This is a genomic window from Micromonospora sp. SYSU B005 (assembly GCF_055362685.1).
The window spans coordinates 288659-306098 of the sequence record NZ_JAXCFU010000001.1 but is presented as its reverse complement, the minus strand read 5'-3'; the positions used below and the strand labels follow the sequence as shown (position 1 = coordinate 306098).

Annotated in this window: 18 protein-coding genes; 8 read left to right on the top strand and 10 right to left on the bottom strand. The window is 74.8% G+C overall.

From position 1 onward, the window contains the following. Positions 1–41: 41 nt before the first annotated feature. Complete coding sequence (locus SM452_RS01425) at positions 42–1367, bottom strand: ABC transporter substrate-binding protein (RefSeq protein WP_366622321.1); 1326 nt, start codon at positions 1365–1367, stop codon at positions 42–44. A 122-nt stretch (positions 1368–1489) separates the two neighbouring features. Here SM452_RS01425 and SM452_RS01420 point away from each other — a divergent pair, with 122 nt between their 5' ends. Further along, positions 1490–2323 (top strand): phosphoribosylaminoimidazolesuccinocarboxamide synthase, encoded by an 834-nt coding sequence (locus tag SM452_RS01420; RefSeq protein WP_262013961.1) that lies wholly within the window; start codon positions 1490–1492, stop codon positions 2321–2323. A gap of 3 nt (positions 2324–2326) precedes the next feature. On the opposite strand, the gene glpK is transcribed toward SM452_RS01420, so the two are convergent. Next, entirely contained in the window at positions 2327–3811 is a 1485-nt protein-coding gene (gene glpK / locus SM452_RS01415; RefSeq protein WP_262013960.1) for a glycerol kinase GlpK, read from the bottom strand. A gap of 64 nt (positions 3812–3875) precedes the next feature. On the opposite strand from glpK, the gene SM452_RS01410 reads away from it, so the two are divergent. Beyond that, positions 3876–4814 carry a ribose-phosphate diphosphokinase gene (locus SM452_RS01410; protein WP_262013959.1) on the top strand — a complete coding sequence of 313 codons (939 nt, stop codon included), beginning with the start codon at positions 3876–3878 and terminating at the stop codon, positions 4812–4814. 10 nt (positions 4815–4824) lie between these two features. On the opposite strand, the gene SM452_RS01405 is transcribed toward SM452_RS01410, so the two are convergent. After that, positions 4825–5292, bottom strand: a complete 468-nt coding sequence (locus tag SM452_RS01405; protein WP_366622325.1) for an ATP-binding protein — start codon at positions 5290–5292, stop codon at positions 4825–4827. Between the two features lie 115 nt (positions 5293–5407). On the opposite strand from SM452_RS01405, the gene macS reads away from it, so the two are divergent. Then, positions 5408–6529, top strand: a complete 1122-nt coding sequence (macS, locus tag SM452_RS01400) for a MacS family sensor histidine kinase (protein WP_463839186.1) — start codon at positions 5408–5410, stop codon at positions 6527–6529. Between the two features lie 11 nt (positions 6530–6540). Then, on the top strand, positions 6541–7173 hold the full coding sequence (locus tag SM452_RS01395; RefSeq protein ID WP_355512333.1) for a response regulator transcription factor: 633 nt from the start codon (positions 6541–6543) through the stop codon (positions 7171–7173). Between the two features lie 4 nt (positions 7174–7177). On the opposite strand, the gene SM452_RS01390 is transcribed toward SM452_RS01395, so the two are convergent. The 3 genes from SM452_RS01390 to SM452_RS01380 all read right to left on the bottom strand — a co-directional run bounded on the left by SM452_RS01390 (position 7178) and on the right by SM452_RS01380 (position 9556). Further along, positions 7178–7750 carry a DUF5709 domain-containing protein gene (locus SM452_RS01390; RefSeq protein WP_262013956.1) on the bottom strand — a complete coding sequence of 191 codons (573 nt, stop codon included), beginning with the start codon at positions 7748–7750 and terminating at the stop codon, positions 7178–7180. 79 nt (positions 7751–7829) lie between these two features. After that, a complete protein-coding gene (locus SM452_RS01385) occupies positions 7830–8501 on the bottom strand; it encodes an ATP-binding protein (protein WP_355512307.1) in 672 nt (223 codons plus the stop codon). 56 nt (positions 8502–8557) lie between these two features. Continuing rightward, complete coding sequence (locus tag SM452_RS01380; protein WP_463839185.1) at positions 8558–9556, bottom strand: SDR family oxidoreductase; 999 nt, start codon at positions 9554–9556, stop codon at positions 8558–8560. Positions 9557–9748: 192 nt separating this feature from the next. Between SM452_RS01380 and SM452_RS01375 the strand changes: the two genes are divergently transcribed. Further along, positions 9749–11017: a glycosyltransferase gene (locus SM452_RS01375; RefSeq protein ID WP_262013953.1), complete on the top strand. Its 1269-nt coding sequence runs from the start codon at positions 9749–9751 to the stop codon at positions 11015–11017. On the opposite strand, the gene SM452_RS01370 is transcribed toward SM452_RS01375, so the two are convergent. The 4 genes from SM452_RS01370 to aroA are packed head-to-tail and all read right to left on the bottom strand — an operon-like array spanning position 10900 to position 15203. After that, positions 10900–11865 carry a hypothetical protein gene (locus tag SM452_RS01370; protein ID WP_357209831.1) on the bottom strand — a complete coding sequence of 322 codons (966 nt, stop codon included), beginning with the start codon at positions 11863–11865 and terminating at the stop codon, positions 10900–10902. The genes SM452_RS01375 and SM452_RS01370 overlap by 118 nt on opposite strands. Positions 11866–11925: 60 nt before the next feature. Beyond that, on the bottom strand, positions 11926–12744 hold the full coding sequence (gene hisN, locus SM452_RS01365) for a histidinol-phosphatase (protein ID WP_194800491.1): 819 nt from the start codon (positions 12742–12744) through the stop codon (positions 11926–11928). Positions 12745–12804: 60 nt separating this feature from the next. Beyond that, positions 12805–13932: a ribosome small subunit-dependent GTPase A gene (gene rsgA / locus SM452_RS01360; protein WP_262013952.1), complete on the bottom strand. Its 1128-nt coding sequence runs from the start codon at positions 13930–13932 to the stop codon at positions 12805–12807. Further along, complete coding sequence (aroA, locus tag SM452_RS01355) at positions 13902–15203, bottom strand: 3-phosphoshikimate 1-carboxyvinyltransferase (protein WP_355512302.1); 1302 nt, start codon at positions 15201–15203, stop codon at positions 13902–13904. Before aroA ends, rsgA begins: the two co-directional genes overlap by 31 nt. Positions 15204–15305: 102 nt before the next feature. On the opposite strand from aroA, the gene SM452_RS01350 reads away from it, so the two are divergent. The 3 genes from SM452_RS01350 (at position 15306) to SM452_RS01340 (ending at position 17332) form a co-directional block, all read left to right on the top strand. Beyond that, entirely contained in the window at positions 15306–16013 is a 708-nt protein-coding gene (locus tag SM452_RS01350) for an SOS response-associated peptidase (RefSeq protein ID WP_262013950.1), read from the top strand. Positions 16014–16226: 213 nt separating this feature from the next. Then, a complete protein-coding gene (locus tag SM452_RS01345) occupies positions 16227–16619 on the top strand; it encodes a WhiB family transcriptional regulator (RefSeq protein ID WP_013288375.1) in 393 nt (130 codons plus the stop codon). A 101-nt stretch (positions 16620–16720) separates the two neighbouring features. Continuing rightward, positions 16721–17332, top strand: coding sequence for an alpha/beta hydrolase family protein (locus SM452_RS01340; RefSeq protein WP_262013949.1), 612 nt, complete (start codon positions 16721–16723; stop codon positions 17330–17332). Positions 17333–17440: the final 108 nt, after the last annotated feature.

Here is a 17440-nt window from a genome sequence, read left to right as displayed (position 1 = left end):
GCCCACCCCGCCCACGCCGGGGCGGGGTGGGGAGGGGTGGGTCAGCCGGCGAGGGCGGCGTTCGCCTGGGCCATGAAGCGGGAGGTGGCGGTACGGGCGCCGGCCCGCTTGCCGCGGATGCTCTCGGCCGCCTCGATCAGCAGCGTGCGTACCGCGGCGTGCCCCTTGGGCGGCGGCGCGGGCGACGGGCCGGCCAGGTCGTCCAGCTCGGCGCCGAGCGCGGCCATGCTCTTCTCGGCCCGGCCGGTCACCTCCGCGGCGACGAACGAGCGCACCTGCTTGCTGGCGTTCAGGCCGCGTTCGACGCCGAGGAGCCGGCCGGCCGCCACGTTCGTGGTCAGGAAGTCGAGCACGTCCACCACGGCTTCCGGGTGGCGGGTGCCCCGGAAACCGGCCCAGTACATCGACGCCCGGGGCCACTGGGCGGCCGGCGTACCCGGGAAGGCCACCGCGCCCAGCTCGTCGTCGGTCAGGCTCTGCAACTCGGGCAGCTGATGCGACCAGGCGAAGGAGGCCGCGGTGTGCCCGGTGACCACGAGCTGGCGGGCCAGCTCGCCGCTGTCGGCCTGCTCGACCAGGGCGGCGCTCGGTGTGGCCCGGTCGAAGCGCGCCACCTCCCAGAACTCGAACCAGGCGAGCAGTTCGGCGGAGCTGAAGCCGAGCTGCCGCCCCTGGTACAGCTCGCTGCCCTGGCCGCGCAGCCAGAGCCAGAACGCCCGGTAGTCGCCGGAGGCGTCCATGGTGCCGGCCACCCGGTTGCCGGAGGCGCGGGTGACGCGGGCGGCCCAGGCCACGTACTCCTTCCAGGACATCCCGGTGCGCGGCTCGGGCTGGCCCAGGCGGCGCAGCAGCCGGCGGTTGAACACCAGCGCCGCGCTCGTCTGCGCGGCCGGCACGCCCACCGTGCGCTCGTCCACCCGGCCGTAGCGGGCCAGTTGCTCCGGCACCTCGCGCAGGTCGAGCCGCTCGTCGGCGACGTACCGGGTGAGGTCGAGCAGGATGTCCCGGCCCGCGTACTCGGCGAGCAGGGTGTCGTCGATCTGGAACAGGTCCGGCGCGTTCCCGCCGGTGGCCTGCGTGGCGAGCCGGTCGTAGTAGCCGCCCAGCCCCTGCCAGGTGACCCGGAAGCTGACCCGCGGGTTCTGCTGCGAGTACAACCGCAGCGCCTGTTCGGTGGCCGCGGCCCGGCGGGCGCCGCCCCACCAGAACACGGACAGCTCGATCGGGCCCTCGTCGGCGGCCACCTCCTCCGGGCTGCACCCGGCGAGCAGCGGCAGCCCGCCGGCGGCGAGCGGCAGCCCGGTGAGCGCGCCCAGGAACCGTCGCCGGTCGATCCCGGGACGGGGTACGGACTGCGGAGCGCGCACGGGTCTCTCTCCGAAGGTCGGGTGGACGGATCATTTCACCGGCCCCCGGCCGGGTGTCAACGCCGGGCGGGACGGCGGTGGGCGCGCCGGGCGGTCCGCGCCGGTCATGGTGTACTAGCGCCGTGGAACTTCTGCACTCGGGCAAGGTCCGGGACGTCTACGCCGACGGCGCGGACCTGATCCTGGTCGCCTCCGACCGCGTCTCCATCTACGACGTGGTGCTGCCGACCCCGATCCCGGACAAGGGCCGCCTGCTCACCGCGCTGTCGCTGTGGTGGTTCGAGCAGCTGTCCGACCTGGTGCCGAACCATGTGATCTCCGCGACGGACGTACCGGCGGAGTTCGCCGGCCGGGCGATCCGCTGCCGGCGGCTGGAGATGGTGCCGGTCGAGTGCGTGGCCCGGGGCTACCTGACCGGCGGCGGCTTCGCCGAATACCAGCGCACCGGCTCGGTCTCCGGGGTGCCGCTGCCCCGTGGCCTGGTGGAGGCGTCGATCCTGCCCGAGCCGATCTTCACGCCGTCGACCAAGGCGCCGAAGGGCGAGCACGACGAGCCGATCACGTACGAGCAGGTGGTGGACAAGGTCGGGCCGGAGGTCGCGGAGCGGCTGCGGCAGATCACCATCGACGTCTACCGGCGCGGCGCGGAGATCGCCGCCGAGCGGGGCATCCTGATCGCCGACACGAAGCTGGAGCTGGGCTGGGCGGCGGACGGCACGCTCGTGCTCGGCGACGAGGTGCTCACCTCGGACTCGTCCCGGTTCTGGCCGGCCGAGTCGTACCAGCCGGGCCGCGCCCAGTTCTCCTACGACAAGCAGTACGTGCGGGACTGGGCCACGGCGAGCGGCTGGGACAAGCAGCCGCCCGCCCCCGAGGTGCCGGCCGAGGTGATCGAGGCGACCCGGGCCCGCTACGTCGAGGTGTACGAGAAGCTCACCGGCAACACCTGGGCCTGACGCTCAGTCGACCCAGTCGAGTGTGCGCCGGACCGCCTTGTGCCACTGGCGCAGCTCGCGCTCCCGGTGCGCCGGGTCCATCGTCGACTCCCACTGCGCGTCCGAGCGCCACTTCTCCCGCAGCGTGGCCAGGTCGGGCCAGAACCCGACGGCGAGGCCGGCGGCGTACGCGGCGCCGAGGCACGTGGTCTCGGTGATCCGGGACCGGACGACCGGCACGTCCAGCACGTCGGCGAGGAACTGCATCAGCAGCTCGTTGCCGGTCATCCCGCCGTCGACCCGCAGCCGGCGCAGCGCCACGTCGGAGTCGGCGTTCATCGCGTCCACCACCTCCCGGGTCTGGAAGGCCGACGCCTCCAGCACCGCGCGGGCCAGGTGCCCCTTGGTGATGTAGCCGGTCAGCCCGGCGATCACGCCCCGGGCGTCGCTGCGCCAGTGCGGGGCGAACAGGCCGGAGAAGGCCGGCACCACGTAGCAGCCGCCGTTGTCGTCGACGGTGCGGGCCAGCTCCTCGACCTCCGGGGCGGAGGAGATCAGGCCGAGGTTGTCGCGCAACCACTGCACCAGCGAGCCGGTGACCGCGATGGCGCCCTCCAGCGCGTACACGGCGGGCTGGCCCTCGATCCGGTACGCCACAGTGGTGAGCAGGCCGTGCCGCGACGGCACCGGGCTGGCACCGGTGTTCAGCAGCAGGAAGCTGCCGGTGCCGTAGGTGCACTTGGCCTCGCCGGGCTGGAAGCAGGTCTGCCCGAACAGCGCCGCCTGCTGGTCGCCGAGCGCGCTCGCCACCGGCACCCCGGCCAGCACCCCCTGTGCGGTGCCGTACACCTCGGCCGAGCTGCGGATCTCCGGCAGCACGGCGGCCGGGACGCGCAGCGCGTCGAGCAGCTCCGGGGCCCAGTCGAGCGTCTCCAGGTCCATCAGCATGGTGCGGCTGGCGTTCGTCACGTCGGTGACGTGCCGGCCGGTCAGCTTCCAGATCAGCCAGCTGTCCATGGTGCCGAACAGCACCTCGCCGCGTTCGGCCCGCTCGCGCAGCCCGTCGACGTGGTCGAGCAGCCAGCGCAGCTTCGGCCCGGCGAAGTAGGTGGCCGGGGTCAGGCCGGTGCGGGCCCGCAGCCGCTCCTCGTCGTACGTCTCGGTCAGCTCGCGCAGCAGCGGGCCGGTGCGGGTGTCCTGCCAGACGATCGCGTTCGCCACCGGGCGGCCGGTCTCCCGGTCCCACACCACTGTGGTCTCGCGCTGGTTGGTGATGCCCACCGCGGCCAGCGACTCGGTGCCGATGTCGGCGCTCGCCAGCGCCTCGCGCACCACGTGCTCGACGTTCGTCCAGATCTCCTCGGCGTCGTGCTCCACCCAGCCGGGCCGGGGGAAGATCTGCCGGTGCTCGCGCTGGGCCACGGCGACGATCTCACCGGCCCGGTCGAAGACGATGCAGCGCGAGGACGTGGTGCCCTGGTCGATGGCGGCGACGAACTCTGCGGTCACGGCAGCACCGTACCCGCCGCGAGCGTCCACCGTCTCCCTCCGGCGGCCCGTACGATCATCAGACGTGCGTGACATTGCCGTGTTCAGCGGGTCGGCCCATCCCGACCTCGCCGCCGAGATCTGCGCCCACCTCCACGTCCCGCTGCACCCGGTGCGGGTGTCCCGGTTCGCCAACGACTGCCTGGAGGTGCAGTTGCAGGCGAACTGCCGGGAGCGCGACGTCTTCCTCATCCAGCCGCTGGTGCCGCCGGTGCAGGAGCACCTGGTCGAGCTGCTGCTCATGATCGACGCGGCCCGGGGTGCGTCGGCCGCGCGGATCACCGTGGTGCTGCCGCACTACGCGTACGCGCGGTCGGACAAGAAGGATGCGCCGCGCATCTCCATCGGTGGCCGGCTCGTCGCCGACCTGCTCACCTCCGCGGGCGCGGACCGGGTGCTGGCCATGACGCTGCACTCGCCGCAGGTGCACGGCTTCTTCAGCGTCCCGGTGGACCACCTCCACGCGCTGCGCGAGCTGGCCGCCCACTTCAAGGGGTACGACCTGAGCAACGCGGTGGTGGTCTCGCCGGACCTGGGCAACGCCAAGGAGGCGGCCGCGTTCGCCCGGATGCTCGGTACGCCGGTGGCGGCCGGCGCGAAGCAGCGTTTCAGCGACGACCGGGTGCAGATCAGCACGATCATCGGTGACGTGGCGGACCGGGACGTGATCGTGCTGGACGACGAGATCGCCAAGGGCAGCACGGTGATCGAGCTGATCTCGCACCTGCGCGAGCGGCGGGTCCGCTCGATCCGGCTGGCCTGTACGCACGGCCTGTTCTCCAGCGGGGCACTGGAGCGGCTGAGCGGGCAGGAGGGCGTCCTGGAGATCGTCTGCACCAACACGGTGCCGATCCCGGCGGAGAAGCGGGTGCCGAAGCTGGAGGTGCTGTCGGTGGCGCCGGCGCTGGCCGAGGCGATGCGGCGGATCCACAACGGGGAGTCGGTGAGCGCCCTGTTCGCCTGACGGTGGCGGGTCAGCCGTCCAGCGGGCCGGTGACGGGCTGGCGGGTGGCGAGCGCGGCGGTGATCCGGACGACGGTGCCGGCGTCGCCGCTCTCCACCTCCATCGCGTCGCTCAGCTCCCGGGCCAGCCAGAGGCCCCAGCCGCCGGCGGTGTCCGGCGCGGGCCGCTCGCGGTCGCGCAGCCGCCGTTCGCTGATCCCGGGCCCGTGGTCGGCGACCTCGCAGACCAGTTCGCCGTTCCGCTCCCAGAGCCGTAGCCAGCCCTGCCCGCCGCCGTGGCGGACCGCGTTGGTGATCAGCTCGTTTACCGCCAGCACGAAGTCGTCCAGCCGTTGGCCGGACAGGCCGGAGCCGTGCGCGCAGGAGGTGACCGAGTGCCGCAGCCCGGTCACCTGCGCCTGGTCGAAGGCGGTGGCGAGAAGCAGGGAAGGTTCGATGGGCACAACCGTACGCGGTGCGGGGAGTTCTGCGTCTGTCATGACCCCGTCCCGACGATGCTCCTCGACGACTTTCGCGGCATTTCCACCGTACGTCAGGGTTTCTCGGACCGCACCGCCCGGGGTGGCCTGGACCGGCTGTGACAGGGTGGCCCACATGCCGTCGTCCTCCGGCCTCGAGGGCCCCTTCTGGCGATCGATAGCGGTGTTCCGCTTCGCCGCGCTCGCGTACGTCGGACTGGTCGTGCTGCGCGACGCGGACCGCTACGCACACCCGGTCGCCGCGGGCGGTGTCCTGCTGGCGATGCTGGCCTGGAGCGGCGTGACGGCGGCCGGCTACGGCCGTCCGGCCGGGCGGCGCTGGCCGCTGCTCCTGGCCGACCTCTGCGTGGTGCTGGCGATCATCCTGGTCACGCCGTGGGTGGTGGGCCGCGCGGCGCTCGCCGCCGGGGTGCCGATGCTGACCGCCGCCTGGCTGGCCGGGCCGGTGCTCGCCTGGGCGGTCTCCGGCGGGCGGCGACGTGGCGCGGTGGCCGCGATCGTGCTCGGCGGCGCCGACCTCGCCACCCGGGACCGGATCAGCCCGTCCGCGCTGACCGGCGCGATCCTCATGCTGCTCGCCGGCGTGGTGGTCGGGCACGTGGCGCGGCTGGCGGTGCAGGCGGAGGAGCGGTTGCAGCGGGCGGTGGAGCTGGAGGCGGCCACCCGGGAGCGGGAACGGCTGGCCCGCGACATCCACGACTCGGTGCTCCAGGTGCTCGCGCTGGTCCGGCGGCGCGGCGCGGACCTGGACGGCGAGGCGGCCGAGCTGGCCCGGCTGGCCGGCGAGCAGGAGGAGGCGCTGCGGGCGCTGATCGGCCGGACGGGCGCGCCACCGGATCGGGCCGGGGACGAGCAGGACCTGCGCGACCTGATCGACAGGTACGCCTCGGCCACCGTCGTGGTGTCCGCGCCCGCCACACCGGTGCCGCTGCCGGCGCGGGCGGCCGGTGAGCTGGGTGCCGCGGTCGGCGCGGCGCTCGACAACGTGGCCCGGCACGCCGGCGGGCGGGCCTGGGTGCTGATCGAGGACGAGGAGGAGACGGTGACCGTCTCGGTACGCGACGAGGGGCCGGGAATCCCGGAGGGGCGGCTGGCGGAGGCCGCCGCGCAGGGGCGGCTCGGGGTGGCGCAGTCCATCCGGGGCCGGGTGGCCGACCTGGGCGGCGAGGTGCGGATCGTTTCCGCGCCCGGCGCCGGCACCGAGATCGAGCTGGTCGTGCCGAGGAGCCGCGGGTGAGCATCCGGGTGATGGTGGTCGACGACCACCCGATGTGGCGCGAGGGCGTGGCCCGGGACCTCACCGAGGCGGGTCACCAGGTGGTGGCGACGAGCGGGGAGGGCCGGCAGGCGGTACGGGTGGCCGCGGCGGCCCGTCCCGACCTGGTCGTGCTCGACCTCCAGCTGCCGGACATCTCCGGCGTCGAGGTGATCCGGGGCCTGCGCGCCGCGCTGCCCGACGTGCGGGTGCTCATGCTGTCGGCCAGCGGTGAGCCGCAGGGCGTGCTGGACGCGGTCAAGGCCGGCGCCACCGGCTACCTGATCAAGTCGGCCGCACCGGCGGAGTTCCTGGACGCGGTGCGCCGCACGGCGGCCGGTGAGCCGGTGTTCACGCCCGGCCTGGCCGGGCTGGTGCTGGGGGAGTACCGGCGGCTTGCCGCGGCGCCGCCCGCCCCGGACGACGACGCACCCCGGCTCACCGAACGGGAGACCGAGGTGCTGCGTCTGGTCGCCAAGGGGCTGTCCTACAAGCAGATCGCCGACCGGCTGAGCCTGTCCCACCGGACCGTGCAGAACCACGTGCAGAACACCCTGGGCAAGCTCCAGTTGCACAACCGGGTCGAGCTGACCCGGTACGCCATCGAGCGGGGCCTGGACGACTGAGCGGTCAGCGCGCCTCCGGCGGCCGGGTCTCGTGCACCGCCAGCTCCTCCGCGCTGGCCCCGCCACCGGCCGCGCCGGCGTCGTAGGCGACGTTGTCGGTCTCCTGATCGGTGTGTGCACCCTCGTCCGGTTCGACCAGCCGTCCCACCTGGTGGTCGGCGACGCTGCCGAGCTGGCCGTGGTCGTACACGGAGACCGGGGAGTGCGGGTCCGAGACCGGGCCCGGGTCGATCACGTCGGCGTCGAGCTGGGCCTGCGCGGCGGCCTCCTCGCTGTCCGCCTCGGCGGCGATGTCCGGGTCGACCGGGCCGGCGAGCGGGTCGTCGGCGGGGCGCTCGTACTGCTCGCGCTGGAGCTTGTAGTCCAGCGACTCGCCGTCGAGCTGCTCCTCCGCCGTGGTGCCGAACTGGTCCACCGCCACCGGCGTGCGGTCGCCGGGGATCTGGGCCGGGTCCGGGCCGTCCGCCTCGCGCCCGGTCAGCACGTCGTCGTGGGCGCTGGAGTCGTCGTCGGCGGTGTCGGGCAGGCCCGACGCCTCGGGATCGGACACGGGGGTGGGGTACTCGTCGTCGCGCATGCCCGGGAACTACCCACTGCGCTCCCCGCCCTAACCGCGACCGGCCGGGAGGATCGGGAGAAACAGTGCGAAAAGCACCTCAGTTGCGGTACGCCGTCTCGTCCTCGGCGTACAGCACGCACCACACCACCTTGCCGTCGGGCAGCGCCGTGCTGCCCCAGCGCCGGGCCACCGTGTCGATGAGCAGCAACCCTCGCCCGCCCACCGAGTCCACCGGCGCCGGACCGCCGTACGCGGGCCGCCCAGTCGAGTGGTCCCGGACCGCGAGGTGCAGCGCGCCGCCGCGCGGGGCCAGCCGGAGCGTCATCGACGTGACCGCGTGCGCCACCACGTTGTTGACCATCTCGGTGACCGCGATGCAGGCCGGCTCGGTCAGCTCCGGCAGTCCCCACCTGGCACAGCCGCCGGTCACCAGCACCCGCGCCTCCCGGGCGGCCTCGACCACCGGGGGCAGCTCGGCGTCGAGCGGCTCGGGCGGCGCGTCCGGTGGCGGCCCGTCCGGGTCGAGCAGCAGCCGCGCGGCGGGCCAGTCGTCGACCGCCCGGCAGACCTCGTCCAGCGCGTCGCGTGCCACCGGATCGGGGATCCGCACCCCGGACAGGTCCACGAGCAGCACCCCGGGGTGCCGCCACAAACGGGCGAGCAGCGCGTCCCGTACGGCTTCCACCTCGGACCGGTCGAGCACCCCGGTCAGCCGGACCGTCGGCGAGGAGTCGTCGGTCTCCACCAGGCAACGCGCATCCGTCGGCATGATCGCCCCATTGTGTACCTCGGTCCGCGCCCGCGCACCGGTCCGGTCGACGGGACTCACGGCCGACCGGCCCGCGACCGGCGGCTGAGAGCCGCCACCGTGCCGACCGCCGTGCCGGCGGCCAGCCCGACCGCCGCGGTCAGCCGCAGCACCTGCCCGCGCCGGCCGGACCACCCGTCGGTCCGCTCCGCCGCCGCGTCCGGCATGAAGACCGCGCCGGTCGAGTCGGCGCGTACGCCGGGGCCGAACTGGGTGCGCGCGGTGTACCAGCCCAGCACGCGCTCGGCCAGCGCCGGGGCGAGCCGCCACTGGAGGCCGATCAGCCGGGCCGCGCCGCCCGCGTACGCCTCGCGCCGGGGACGCCGCAGCAGCCGGACGATCGTCTCGGCGACCATCTCCGGCGGGTACACCGGCGGCGGCGGGGTCAGCTCCCGGCCGGAGTGGTTGGCCGCGTGCCGGAAGAACGGCGTGTCGATGGTGGCGGGCAGCACCGTGCAGATCGAGATGTTCCCCCGGCCGGTCACCCGCAGCTCCTGCCGGACCGTGTCGGCCAGCCCGCGGATCGCGTGCTTGGTCGCGTTGTACGCCGACTGGTACGGCATCGCCACCTCGGCCAGCACCGAGGCGTTGTTTACGAGCACCCCGCCGCCGGCCGCGTCGAGCCAGGGCAGCGCGGCGCGCGTCCCGTACACGGCGCCGAGCAGGTTCACGTCCACCACCCGGCGGAACTCGGCCATCGGGATCTCGTCGAACAGCCCCACGGTGCCCACCGCCGCGTTGTTGATCCAGGCGTCGATCCGGCCGAACTCGGCCACCGCCCGCCCCGCCAGCCGCTCCACGGCCTCCGGGTCGGTCACGTCGGTGGGCACCACCAGGGCCCGGCCGACCAGTTCCCGGCAGTACGACGCGACCCGGCGCAGCGCGGACTCGGTCCGGGCCGCCAGCACCACGTCGGCACCCCGGCGGGCCAGCGCGTACGCGGTGGCGGCGCCGATCCCGCTGGAGGCGCCGGTGATGACCACTGTTGCGTCGGAGAGGCTGCGGGTCAGGGGCATTCCCCGTCGGTACCCCCGGGCCGGGCGGTCATGCCGACCGTTTTCGCCGGTGATCGGCTTCGGACGGCTGTCCCGTCCGCGGGACGCCGTGGCCGGGCGACGCCGATCTGTCAGGTTTGGGCGCACCGGACCTGGGTTAATGGGACGCTCTGACCGGAGACCCCGCTCGCAGAGAACGCATGGAGGTGCACCATGCGCGTCGGCCTTGTATGCGCGCACGCCGGCTCGTCCACCGACGGTCCCACCGTCGGGACGCAGGAGCACATTGCGCGCGTGGCGGCGGAACTCGCCGCCCGGGGCCATGACGTCCGCGTCTACGAGCGCCGTGCCGCATCCGCCCAGCCTGCCCTGACCGAACTCGACGGCTACCGGGTGGAACGTGTCCCGGTCGGCCCGCCCGACATGCTCTCCACCGCCGAGCTGGTCCCGTTCGTCGCCGAGTACGGCCGCTGGCTGGCCGGGCAGTGGGCCGGGGACTGGACCCCCGACGTGGTGCACGGGCACTACTGGGTCGGCGGGCTGGCCGCCGCGCACGCGGTCCGCGCCACCGACATCCCGGTGGTGCAGACGTTCCACTCGCTCGGCGTGGAGCAGCTGCGTCACCTCGGCCGTGAGTACGGCGGGCCGGGGGAGCGGATCCCGCTGGAGCGGGCGCTGACCCGGGCCGTGGACGTGGCGGTGGCCCAGTGCAACGACGAGGTCGACGAGCTGACCCGGATGGGCCTGCAACGCACAGCGGTGGCGATGGTGCCGACCGGGGTGGACACCGGCCAGTTCCACCCGGACGGCGAGGCGGCCCCCCGGGACCAGCGGCCCCGGATCCTCTCCGTCGGCGGGCTCGCGCCCGGACACGGGCAGGACGACCTGATCCGGGCCATGCGGCTGGTGGGTGACGCGGAACTGGTGATCGCCGGCGGTCCGCCGCCCGAGCGGCTGGACGGCCACGCCGAGGCGCGCCGGCTGCGCGACCTGGCCGAGCGGGCGGGCGTGGCGGAGCAGGTGAAGCTGGTCGGCGCGGTGCCGCACGACCAGATGGCCACCTGGTACCGCTCCGCCGACGTGGTGGCCTGCACCGCGCACTACGCGTCGGCCGGGCGGGTGTCGCTGGAGGCGATGGCCTGCGGCGTGCCGGTGGTCGGCTACGCCATGGGCGGCATCGCCGACGCGGTGGTGGACGAGGTGACCGGCAAGCTGGTGCCGCCGGGTGACGTCCGCACGCTCGGGGTCACCCTGCGCCGGCTGCTGTCCGACAACGCCGGACGGTTCGCGTACGGGCACGCCGCGGTGGACCGGGTCCGGTGCAGCTACACCTGGGAACGTACCGCCGCCGCGCTGGAGCGCCTCTACGAGCGGGTGATCGGGCGCCGCCGTCCGGCCACGGGAATCGAGCCGACGCCGGTCGAGGCGACGCCGCCGGTCGAGGTGGTCGTCTCCGAACGCGGGCCGGTCGAGGCGGCCTGAACCGGCACCATCCCGGCGCCCGTGATCGCCTTCTGACGGGCGCTGGCGTGGTGGTGCTGCGGTTCGGCGTACCGGGTCAGGCCGACCACCGCCGCGAGCGTCACCAGGAAGCCGAGCCCGGCCAGCCACTCCCGGCCGGGCCAGATCTTGTCGTTGAGCAGCAGCAGGCCGACGATCGCGGCCGGTACCGCGCCGGCGGCGTCCATCGCGGCGACCGCCGCCGTGGTCGAACCGCGCTGCATGGCCAGCCCGAGCAGCAGCTGGCCGATCAGCGAGTGGACGATCAGCAGGTAGAGCAGCGGGTCGCGGACGAACGCCTCGACCGATCCGGCCGAGGCGAGCGGGCGGGCCGCCACCGCCGCGGCGGAGAACGCCATCCCGGCCAGCGACCCGAGCACCACCGACCCGAGCGCGCCGTGCAGCCGGGCGGCGAAGAAGCCGGAGGCGGCGATCGCGACCACCGCCACCGCCAGGCCGACCAGCCCGGCGGTGCCGAGCTGCCGTGACGGCGCCGGCTGGGCGGAGAGCACGAGCGCGGTGATGCCGGCGAACAGCAGCACCAGCAGTACCACCTCGGCTGCGGGCAGCCGCCACTTGAGCACCAGCACGCCGAGGACGGCGGTCACCCCGAGCCCGGCCGCCACGCTGGCCTGGACCAGGAACAACGGCAGGTCGCGGCGGGCCAGGAAGGCCAGCACGAAGCCGACGACCTGGCAGGTCAGGCCGATCAGGTACGTCCGGTGCCCGGCCAGGCGCAGCAGCAGCCCGGGGTCGAACGTGTGGTGCACGGTGGTCCGCGCGGCCGCGACCGACTGGAGGAGGTTGGCGAAGCCGTACGCGATGATCATCGCCGCCAGGAAGCACCAACCGGAGGAAACCACCTGGCGAGGATAGAGGCTCCCCCGGGGTCAGCGCTCGGCTGGACGGCCGAGCCGGGCCAGGATGTCGTCGTGCAGCGCCCCGTTGCTGGCCACGGCGCTGATGTCGGCGGAGTCGGCGCCGGCCGGCGCGGGCCGCCCGGCCAGATCCGTGACGACTCCGCCCGCCTCGGTGACGATCGGGACCAGCGCGGCGATGTCCCACAGCGACAGCTCCGGCTCCACCATCACGTCCAGTGCACCCTCGGCCAGCAGCATGTAGCCGTAGAAGTCGCCGTACGCGCGGCTGCGCCAGGTGTCGCGCATGAGCTGGAGCACCGCGTCCAGCCGCCCGGCCTGCTCCCAGCCGGTCAGCGACGAGTAGCAGAAGCTCGCGTCGCCGAGCGCCGTCACGCCGGAGACCCGGATCGGCGTGCCGTCCGCCGGGCCGGTGCCGGCGAACGCGCCCGCGCCGAGCGCGCCCCACCAGCGGCGGCCCAGCGCCGGGGCGGAGACCAGGCCGAGCACCGGCCGGTCGTGCTCCAGCAGCGCGATCAGGGTGGCCCAGACCGGTACGCCCCGGACGAAGTTCTTCGTGCCGTCGATCGGGTCGATCACCCAGCGCCGCCCGTCCGGCCCGGCCGGCGGCTGCTCGCCGTACTCCTCGCCGAGCAGACCGTCGCCGGGACGGTGGGCGGCCAGCAGCGCGCGGATCTCCCGTTCCACGGCGGTGTCCGCGTCGGAGACCGGGGTCAGGTCCGGCTTGGACTCGACGCGCAGGTCGAGCGCGCGGAACCGGGCCGAGGAGACGGCGTCCGCGGCGTCGGCGAGCAGGTGGGCGAGGGCGAGGTCGTCGGCGTACCCGGTCATGACGGACACGCTAGTGGCGGCGGCCCGGCCGGCGACGGCGGGTCGCCGCCGGTCCGCCGGTCAGGACCCGGCGAGCGGATCGCCGGGGTTGCGCTCCGGCTCGCGCGGGTCGCCGTCGCCGCTGCGGGAGGCCAGCAACCGGCGGTACGAGGCGAGCCGGCGCGCGTCCGCCCTCCCGGCGGCCACCCAGGCGTCGAGCGCGCAGTCCGCCTCGTCGGCGGTGTGCGGGCAGTTGGCCGGGCAGTCCACGGTCGCCTCGACCAGGTCGGGGAAGCCGTGCAGCAGGCTCTCGGCGGACACGTGGGCCAGCCCGAAGCTGCGTACACCGGGGGTGTCGACGATCCAGCCGGTGTCGCCGTCGGCGCCGGGCTCGGCGGGCAGGTGCAGCGCCACCGCGCTGGTCGACGTGTGCCGGCCCCGGCCGATCGCGCTGACCGTGCCCACCGCCCGTTCGGCGTCCGGGACGAGGCGGTTGACGAGCGTCGACTTGCCCACCCCGGAGTGGCCCACCATCACCGAGACCCGGCCGGCGAGCAGCGCCCGCAGCGCGGCCAGGTCGGAGTCCGGGCGGATCAGCACGTACGGCAGCTCCAGCTCGGTGTAGTAGCCGAGCACCGCCTCCGGGCCGGCCAGGTCCGCCTTGGTGAGGCAGAGCAGCGGCTCGATGTCGGCGTCGTACGCGGCCACCAGGCAGCGGTCGATGAACCCGGTACGCGGTGGCGGGTCGGCGAGCGCGCTGACGATCACCAACTGGTCGGCGTTCGCCACCACCACCCGTTCCAGCCGCCCCTCGGCGGTGGTCTCGTCGTCGTCGGCGGTGCGGCGCAGCACCGAGGTCCGCTCGGCGATGCGCACGATCCGGGCCAGCGCGCCCGGCGCACCGGAGGTGTCCCCGACCAGCCCCACCCGGTCACCCACCACCACCGACTTGCGTCCCAGCTCGCGGGCGCGCATCGCGGTCACGAGCGGCGCGTCCGGCCCGGCACCGGACAGCACGCAGGTGTAGCGGCCCCGGTCGACGGCGATGACGAAGCCCTCGACGGCGTCGGCGTGGCGGGGCCGGGTGCGCGTTCGTGGGCGCGACGACCGGCCCGGCCGGACCCGGACGTCGTCCTCGTCGTACTCACGCCGCTTCGTCGCCAGGACGTCCCCCGCTCTCAGTTCTTGCCGGTCACCATCCCCGACCATAGTGCCGGGAACTCCGGCATGGTCTTGGAGGTGCACGCCACGTCGTCGACCTCGATGCCGGGGACGGCCAGCCCGGCCACCGCCGCCGCGTGCGCCATCCGGTGGTCGGCGTACGTACGGAACGTCCCGCCGCGCAGCGGTCGGGGCCGGATGTCCAGCCCGTCGCGGGTCTCGGTGATGTCCGCGCCGAGCGCGGTGAACTCCTTCGCGAGCGCGGTGACCCGGTCGGTCTCGTGGCCCCGGATGTGGCCGATGCCGGTGAGCCGGGACGGACCGTCGGCGAGCAGCGTGAGCGCGGCCAGCACCGGGGTCAGCTCGCCGACGTCGGAGAGGTCGGCGTCGATCCCGCGCACCGTGCCGGTGCCGCGCACGGTCAGGCCGTCGGTGCCGAGGCTCACCTCGCCGCCCATCCGGTGCAGCAGGTCCCGAAGCCGGTCGACCGGCTGGAGGCTGCTGCGCGGCCAGCCCTGCAGCGTCACCTCGCCGCCGGTGACCAGCGCGGCGGCGAAGAACGGCGCGGCGCCGGACAGGTCCGGCTCGATCTCCCAGCCGCGCCCGGACAGCGGGCCCGGCTCGACCGTCCACACGTCGGGCGTGGTGTCGTCCACGGCGGCGCCGGCCGCGCGCAGCATCTGCACCGTCATCCGCACGTGCGGCGCGGACGGCACCGGCGGCCCCTCGTGCCGGACCACGACGCCCCGGTCGAAGCGGGGCGCGGCGAGCAGCAGCCCGGAGACGAGCTGGCTGGACGCGGAGGCGTCGATCACCACGTCGCCGCCGGTCACCCGGCCCGCGCCGAGGACGACGAGCGGCAGGCTGCCGGCCGGGGGTGCGTCGATGCGGACGCCGAGCGTGCGCAGCGCGCCGATCAGCGGCCCGAGCGGCCGGGTCCGGGCGTGCGGGTCGCCGTCGAACGTGACCCGCCCGGCGGCCAGTCCGGCCACCGGGGGCAGGAAGCGCATCACGGTGCCGGCCAGGCCGACGTCGACGTGCGCCGGGCCGGCCAGCGGGTGGGGGCGGACCAGCCAGCGGTCGTCGTCCGAGATCGACATGTGGGCGCCGAGTGCGCGCAGGCCACCGGCCATCAGTTCGGTGTCCCGGGCGCGCAGCGGCCGGGCGAGTGTCGACGGCCCGCCGGCGAGCGCGGCGAGCACCAGGGCCCGGGCGGTCATCGACTTGGAGCCGGGCAGGCGCAGCGTCGCGGCGACCGGGTCGCTCGCGGTCGGCGCGGTCCACTGCTGCGGCGGACGCGTCGCGGTCGGATTGCTCACCGTTACATTCTGCCAAGCTCGCGGCCTGGTGGAACCGTCCGGCGCCGCTGCTCCCGTTGGGCGGGACAGCCGGAACGTCCGGATGCGGCTAGCGTGGGCGCCATGTGCGGGAGGTACGCCACGACCCGGAGCGCCGCCGACCTGAGCGCGCTGTTCGAGTCGGCCGACGAGACCGGCGGGGTGACGCCGGACTACAACGTCGCGCCGACCGACCCGGTGCCGCTGGTCCGGCTCGCCCCGGAGGGGCACCGGCTGCTCTCCCTCGGCCGCTGGGGCCTGCTCCCGCAGTGGTCGCGCAGCGCCGCCGGGGCCGCCCGCATGATCAACGCGCGGGCCGAGACGGTCGCCACCAGCCGGGCGTACGCGCCGTCCTTCGCCCGCCGTCGCTGCCTGGTCCCCGCCGACGGGTGGTACGAGTGGGTCCGCCTCGCCGACGGCGGGCGGCAGCCCTACTTCATGACCCCGCGGGACGGCTCGGTCCTGGCCTTCGCCGGCATCTGGTCGGTCTGGGAGTCGGCCGGTGCGGCCCGGCTCACGTTCAGCGTGCTCACCACCGCCGCGGTCGGCGAGCTGGCCGAGGTGCACGACCGGATGCCGCTGCTGCTGTCGCCGGAGCGCTGGGCGGAGTGGCTCGGCCCGGCCGAGGAGCCGGCGGAACTGCTCGCGCCGCCGGACGCCGGCCTGCTCGCCGGGCTGGAGATCCGGCCCGTGTCCCGGGCCGTCGGCGACGTCCGCAACGACGGCCCGGAGCTGGTCGCCGCGGTGGCTCCGGCGGGTGCCGGGACGGCCGCCGGACCGACGCTGTTCTGATCACGCTCCGCCACATTTGCGCGCCCCGTTTGCCGGGGTTAGGTCGGAAAAGTCGCCCGGACGTTCAGTCAGTTTCATTGAAGACCCTTGTCCTTACGTATTCGAATGCGATAGAACACAGCGCCGGTGATGGGCGTCTGTTCGCACGGGGCGGATGACACTCATCGATCTTGTGAGAGATCTACGCCGGTTCCCACGGGGGAGGTGGGTGTATTGACACGGGCACGTATGCCGCGTCCGCACGAGGTAGCCGCCGCGCGGCGCGATCCGCGACTGCTGCGGGCGCTGAGCGAACGACGCCAGGACGACGCGTGGCGCACCAGGGGCACCTGTCAGAACGTCGATCCGGAGACGTTCTTTCCGGCACCGAACGAACCGGCCGACGCGGCGGTGGCGCTCTGCCGCACCTGCGACGTCCAGGGCTCCTGCCTGGCCTGGGCGCTTGAGGTGGGCGACTGCCACGGCGTCTGGGGCGGCACCACGCCGCGTGAGCGGCGCGCCATGCTGGTGGCCTGGCGCAGCGAGGTGCAGCCGGATCCGGACGCGCTCGACGACGCCGGTCCGCCGGTGCGCGACCGCCTGCTCACGCTGGTTCCGCTGAGCTGATCCCGACGTCGCCCGTGGTCCGCTCCGGCAGGGCCGCGGGCGACGTCGGCGTCTCCGCGCCGAACCACCGGCGGGCGCGCCGGTCCGCGCACAATGGGCCGGTGCGGCACGACGACGAGATCGACACCCCACGCGGACCCGCCCGGCTCCGCTTCGACACACCCGCCGACGCCACCACGGTGCTGGTGCTCGGGCACGGCGCCGGTGGTGACGTGGACGCGCCCGACCTGACCGCGGTGCGGGACGCGGTGCTCGCCGCCGGGGCCGGGGTGGCCCTGGTGACCCAGCCGTACCGGGTCGCCGGGCGACGCGCGCCCGCTCCCGCCGGGCACCTCGACGAGGCGTGGACGGCGGTGCTGGCCGACCTGCGTCGCCGTGCCCCGCTGGTGCGCCACTGGGTGGTCGGCGGCCGGTCCAGCGGCGCCCGGGTGGCCTGCCGTACCGCCACCGCCGTCGAGGCGGCCGGAGTGGTCGCGCTGGCGTTCCCGCTGCACCCGCCGGGACGACCGGAACGCTCCCGGGCCGGCGAACTGCTCACCGGGCTGCCCACGCTCGTCGTCAACGGCGACCGGGACCCGTTCGGCGTGCCCGAGCCGGGCCCCGGCATCGAGGTGGTGGTCCGGCCGGGGGAGCGCCACGACCTGCGCCGCGATCCGGCCGGTACGGCCGCCGTGGTGCGGGACTGGCTGCGCGTACACGGGTGGTCGTGCTGACCGGGCGGCGCGCGCCGTGACCGTCCGGCGCGGCGGGTCGTTGCACCGGTTGGTGCCGGCCGCCCGGTTCGGGCGCGCCGGGGCCACCCTCCCAGGCCCTTCCTGGTC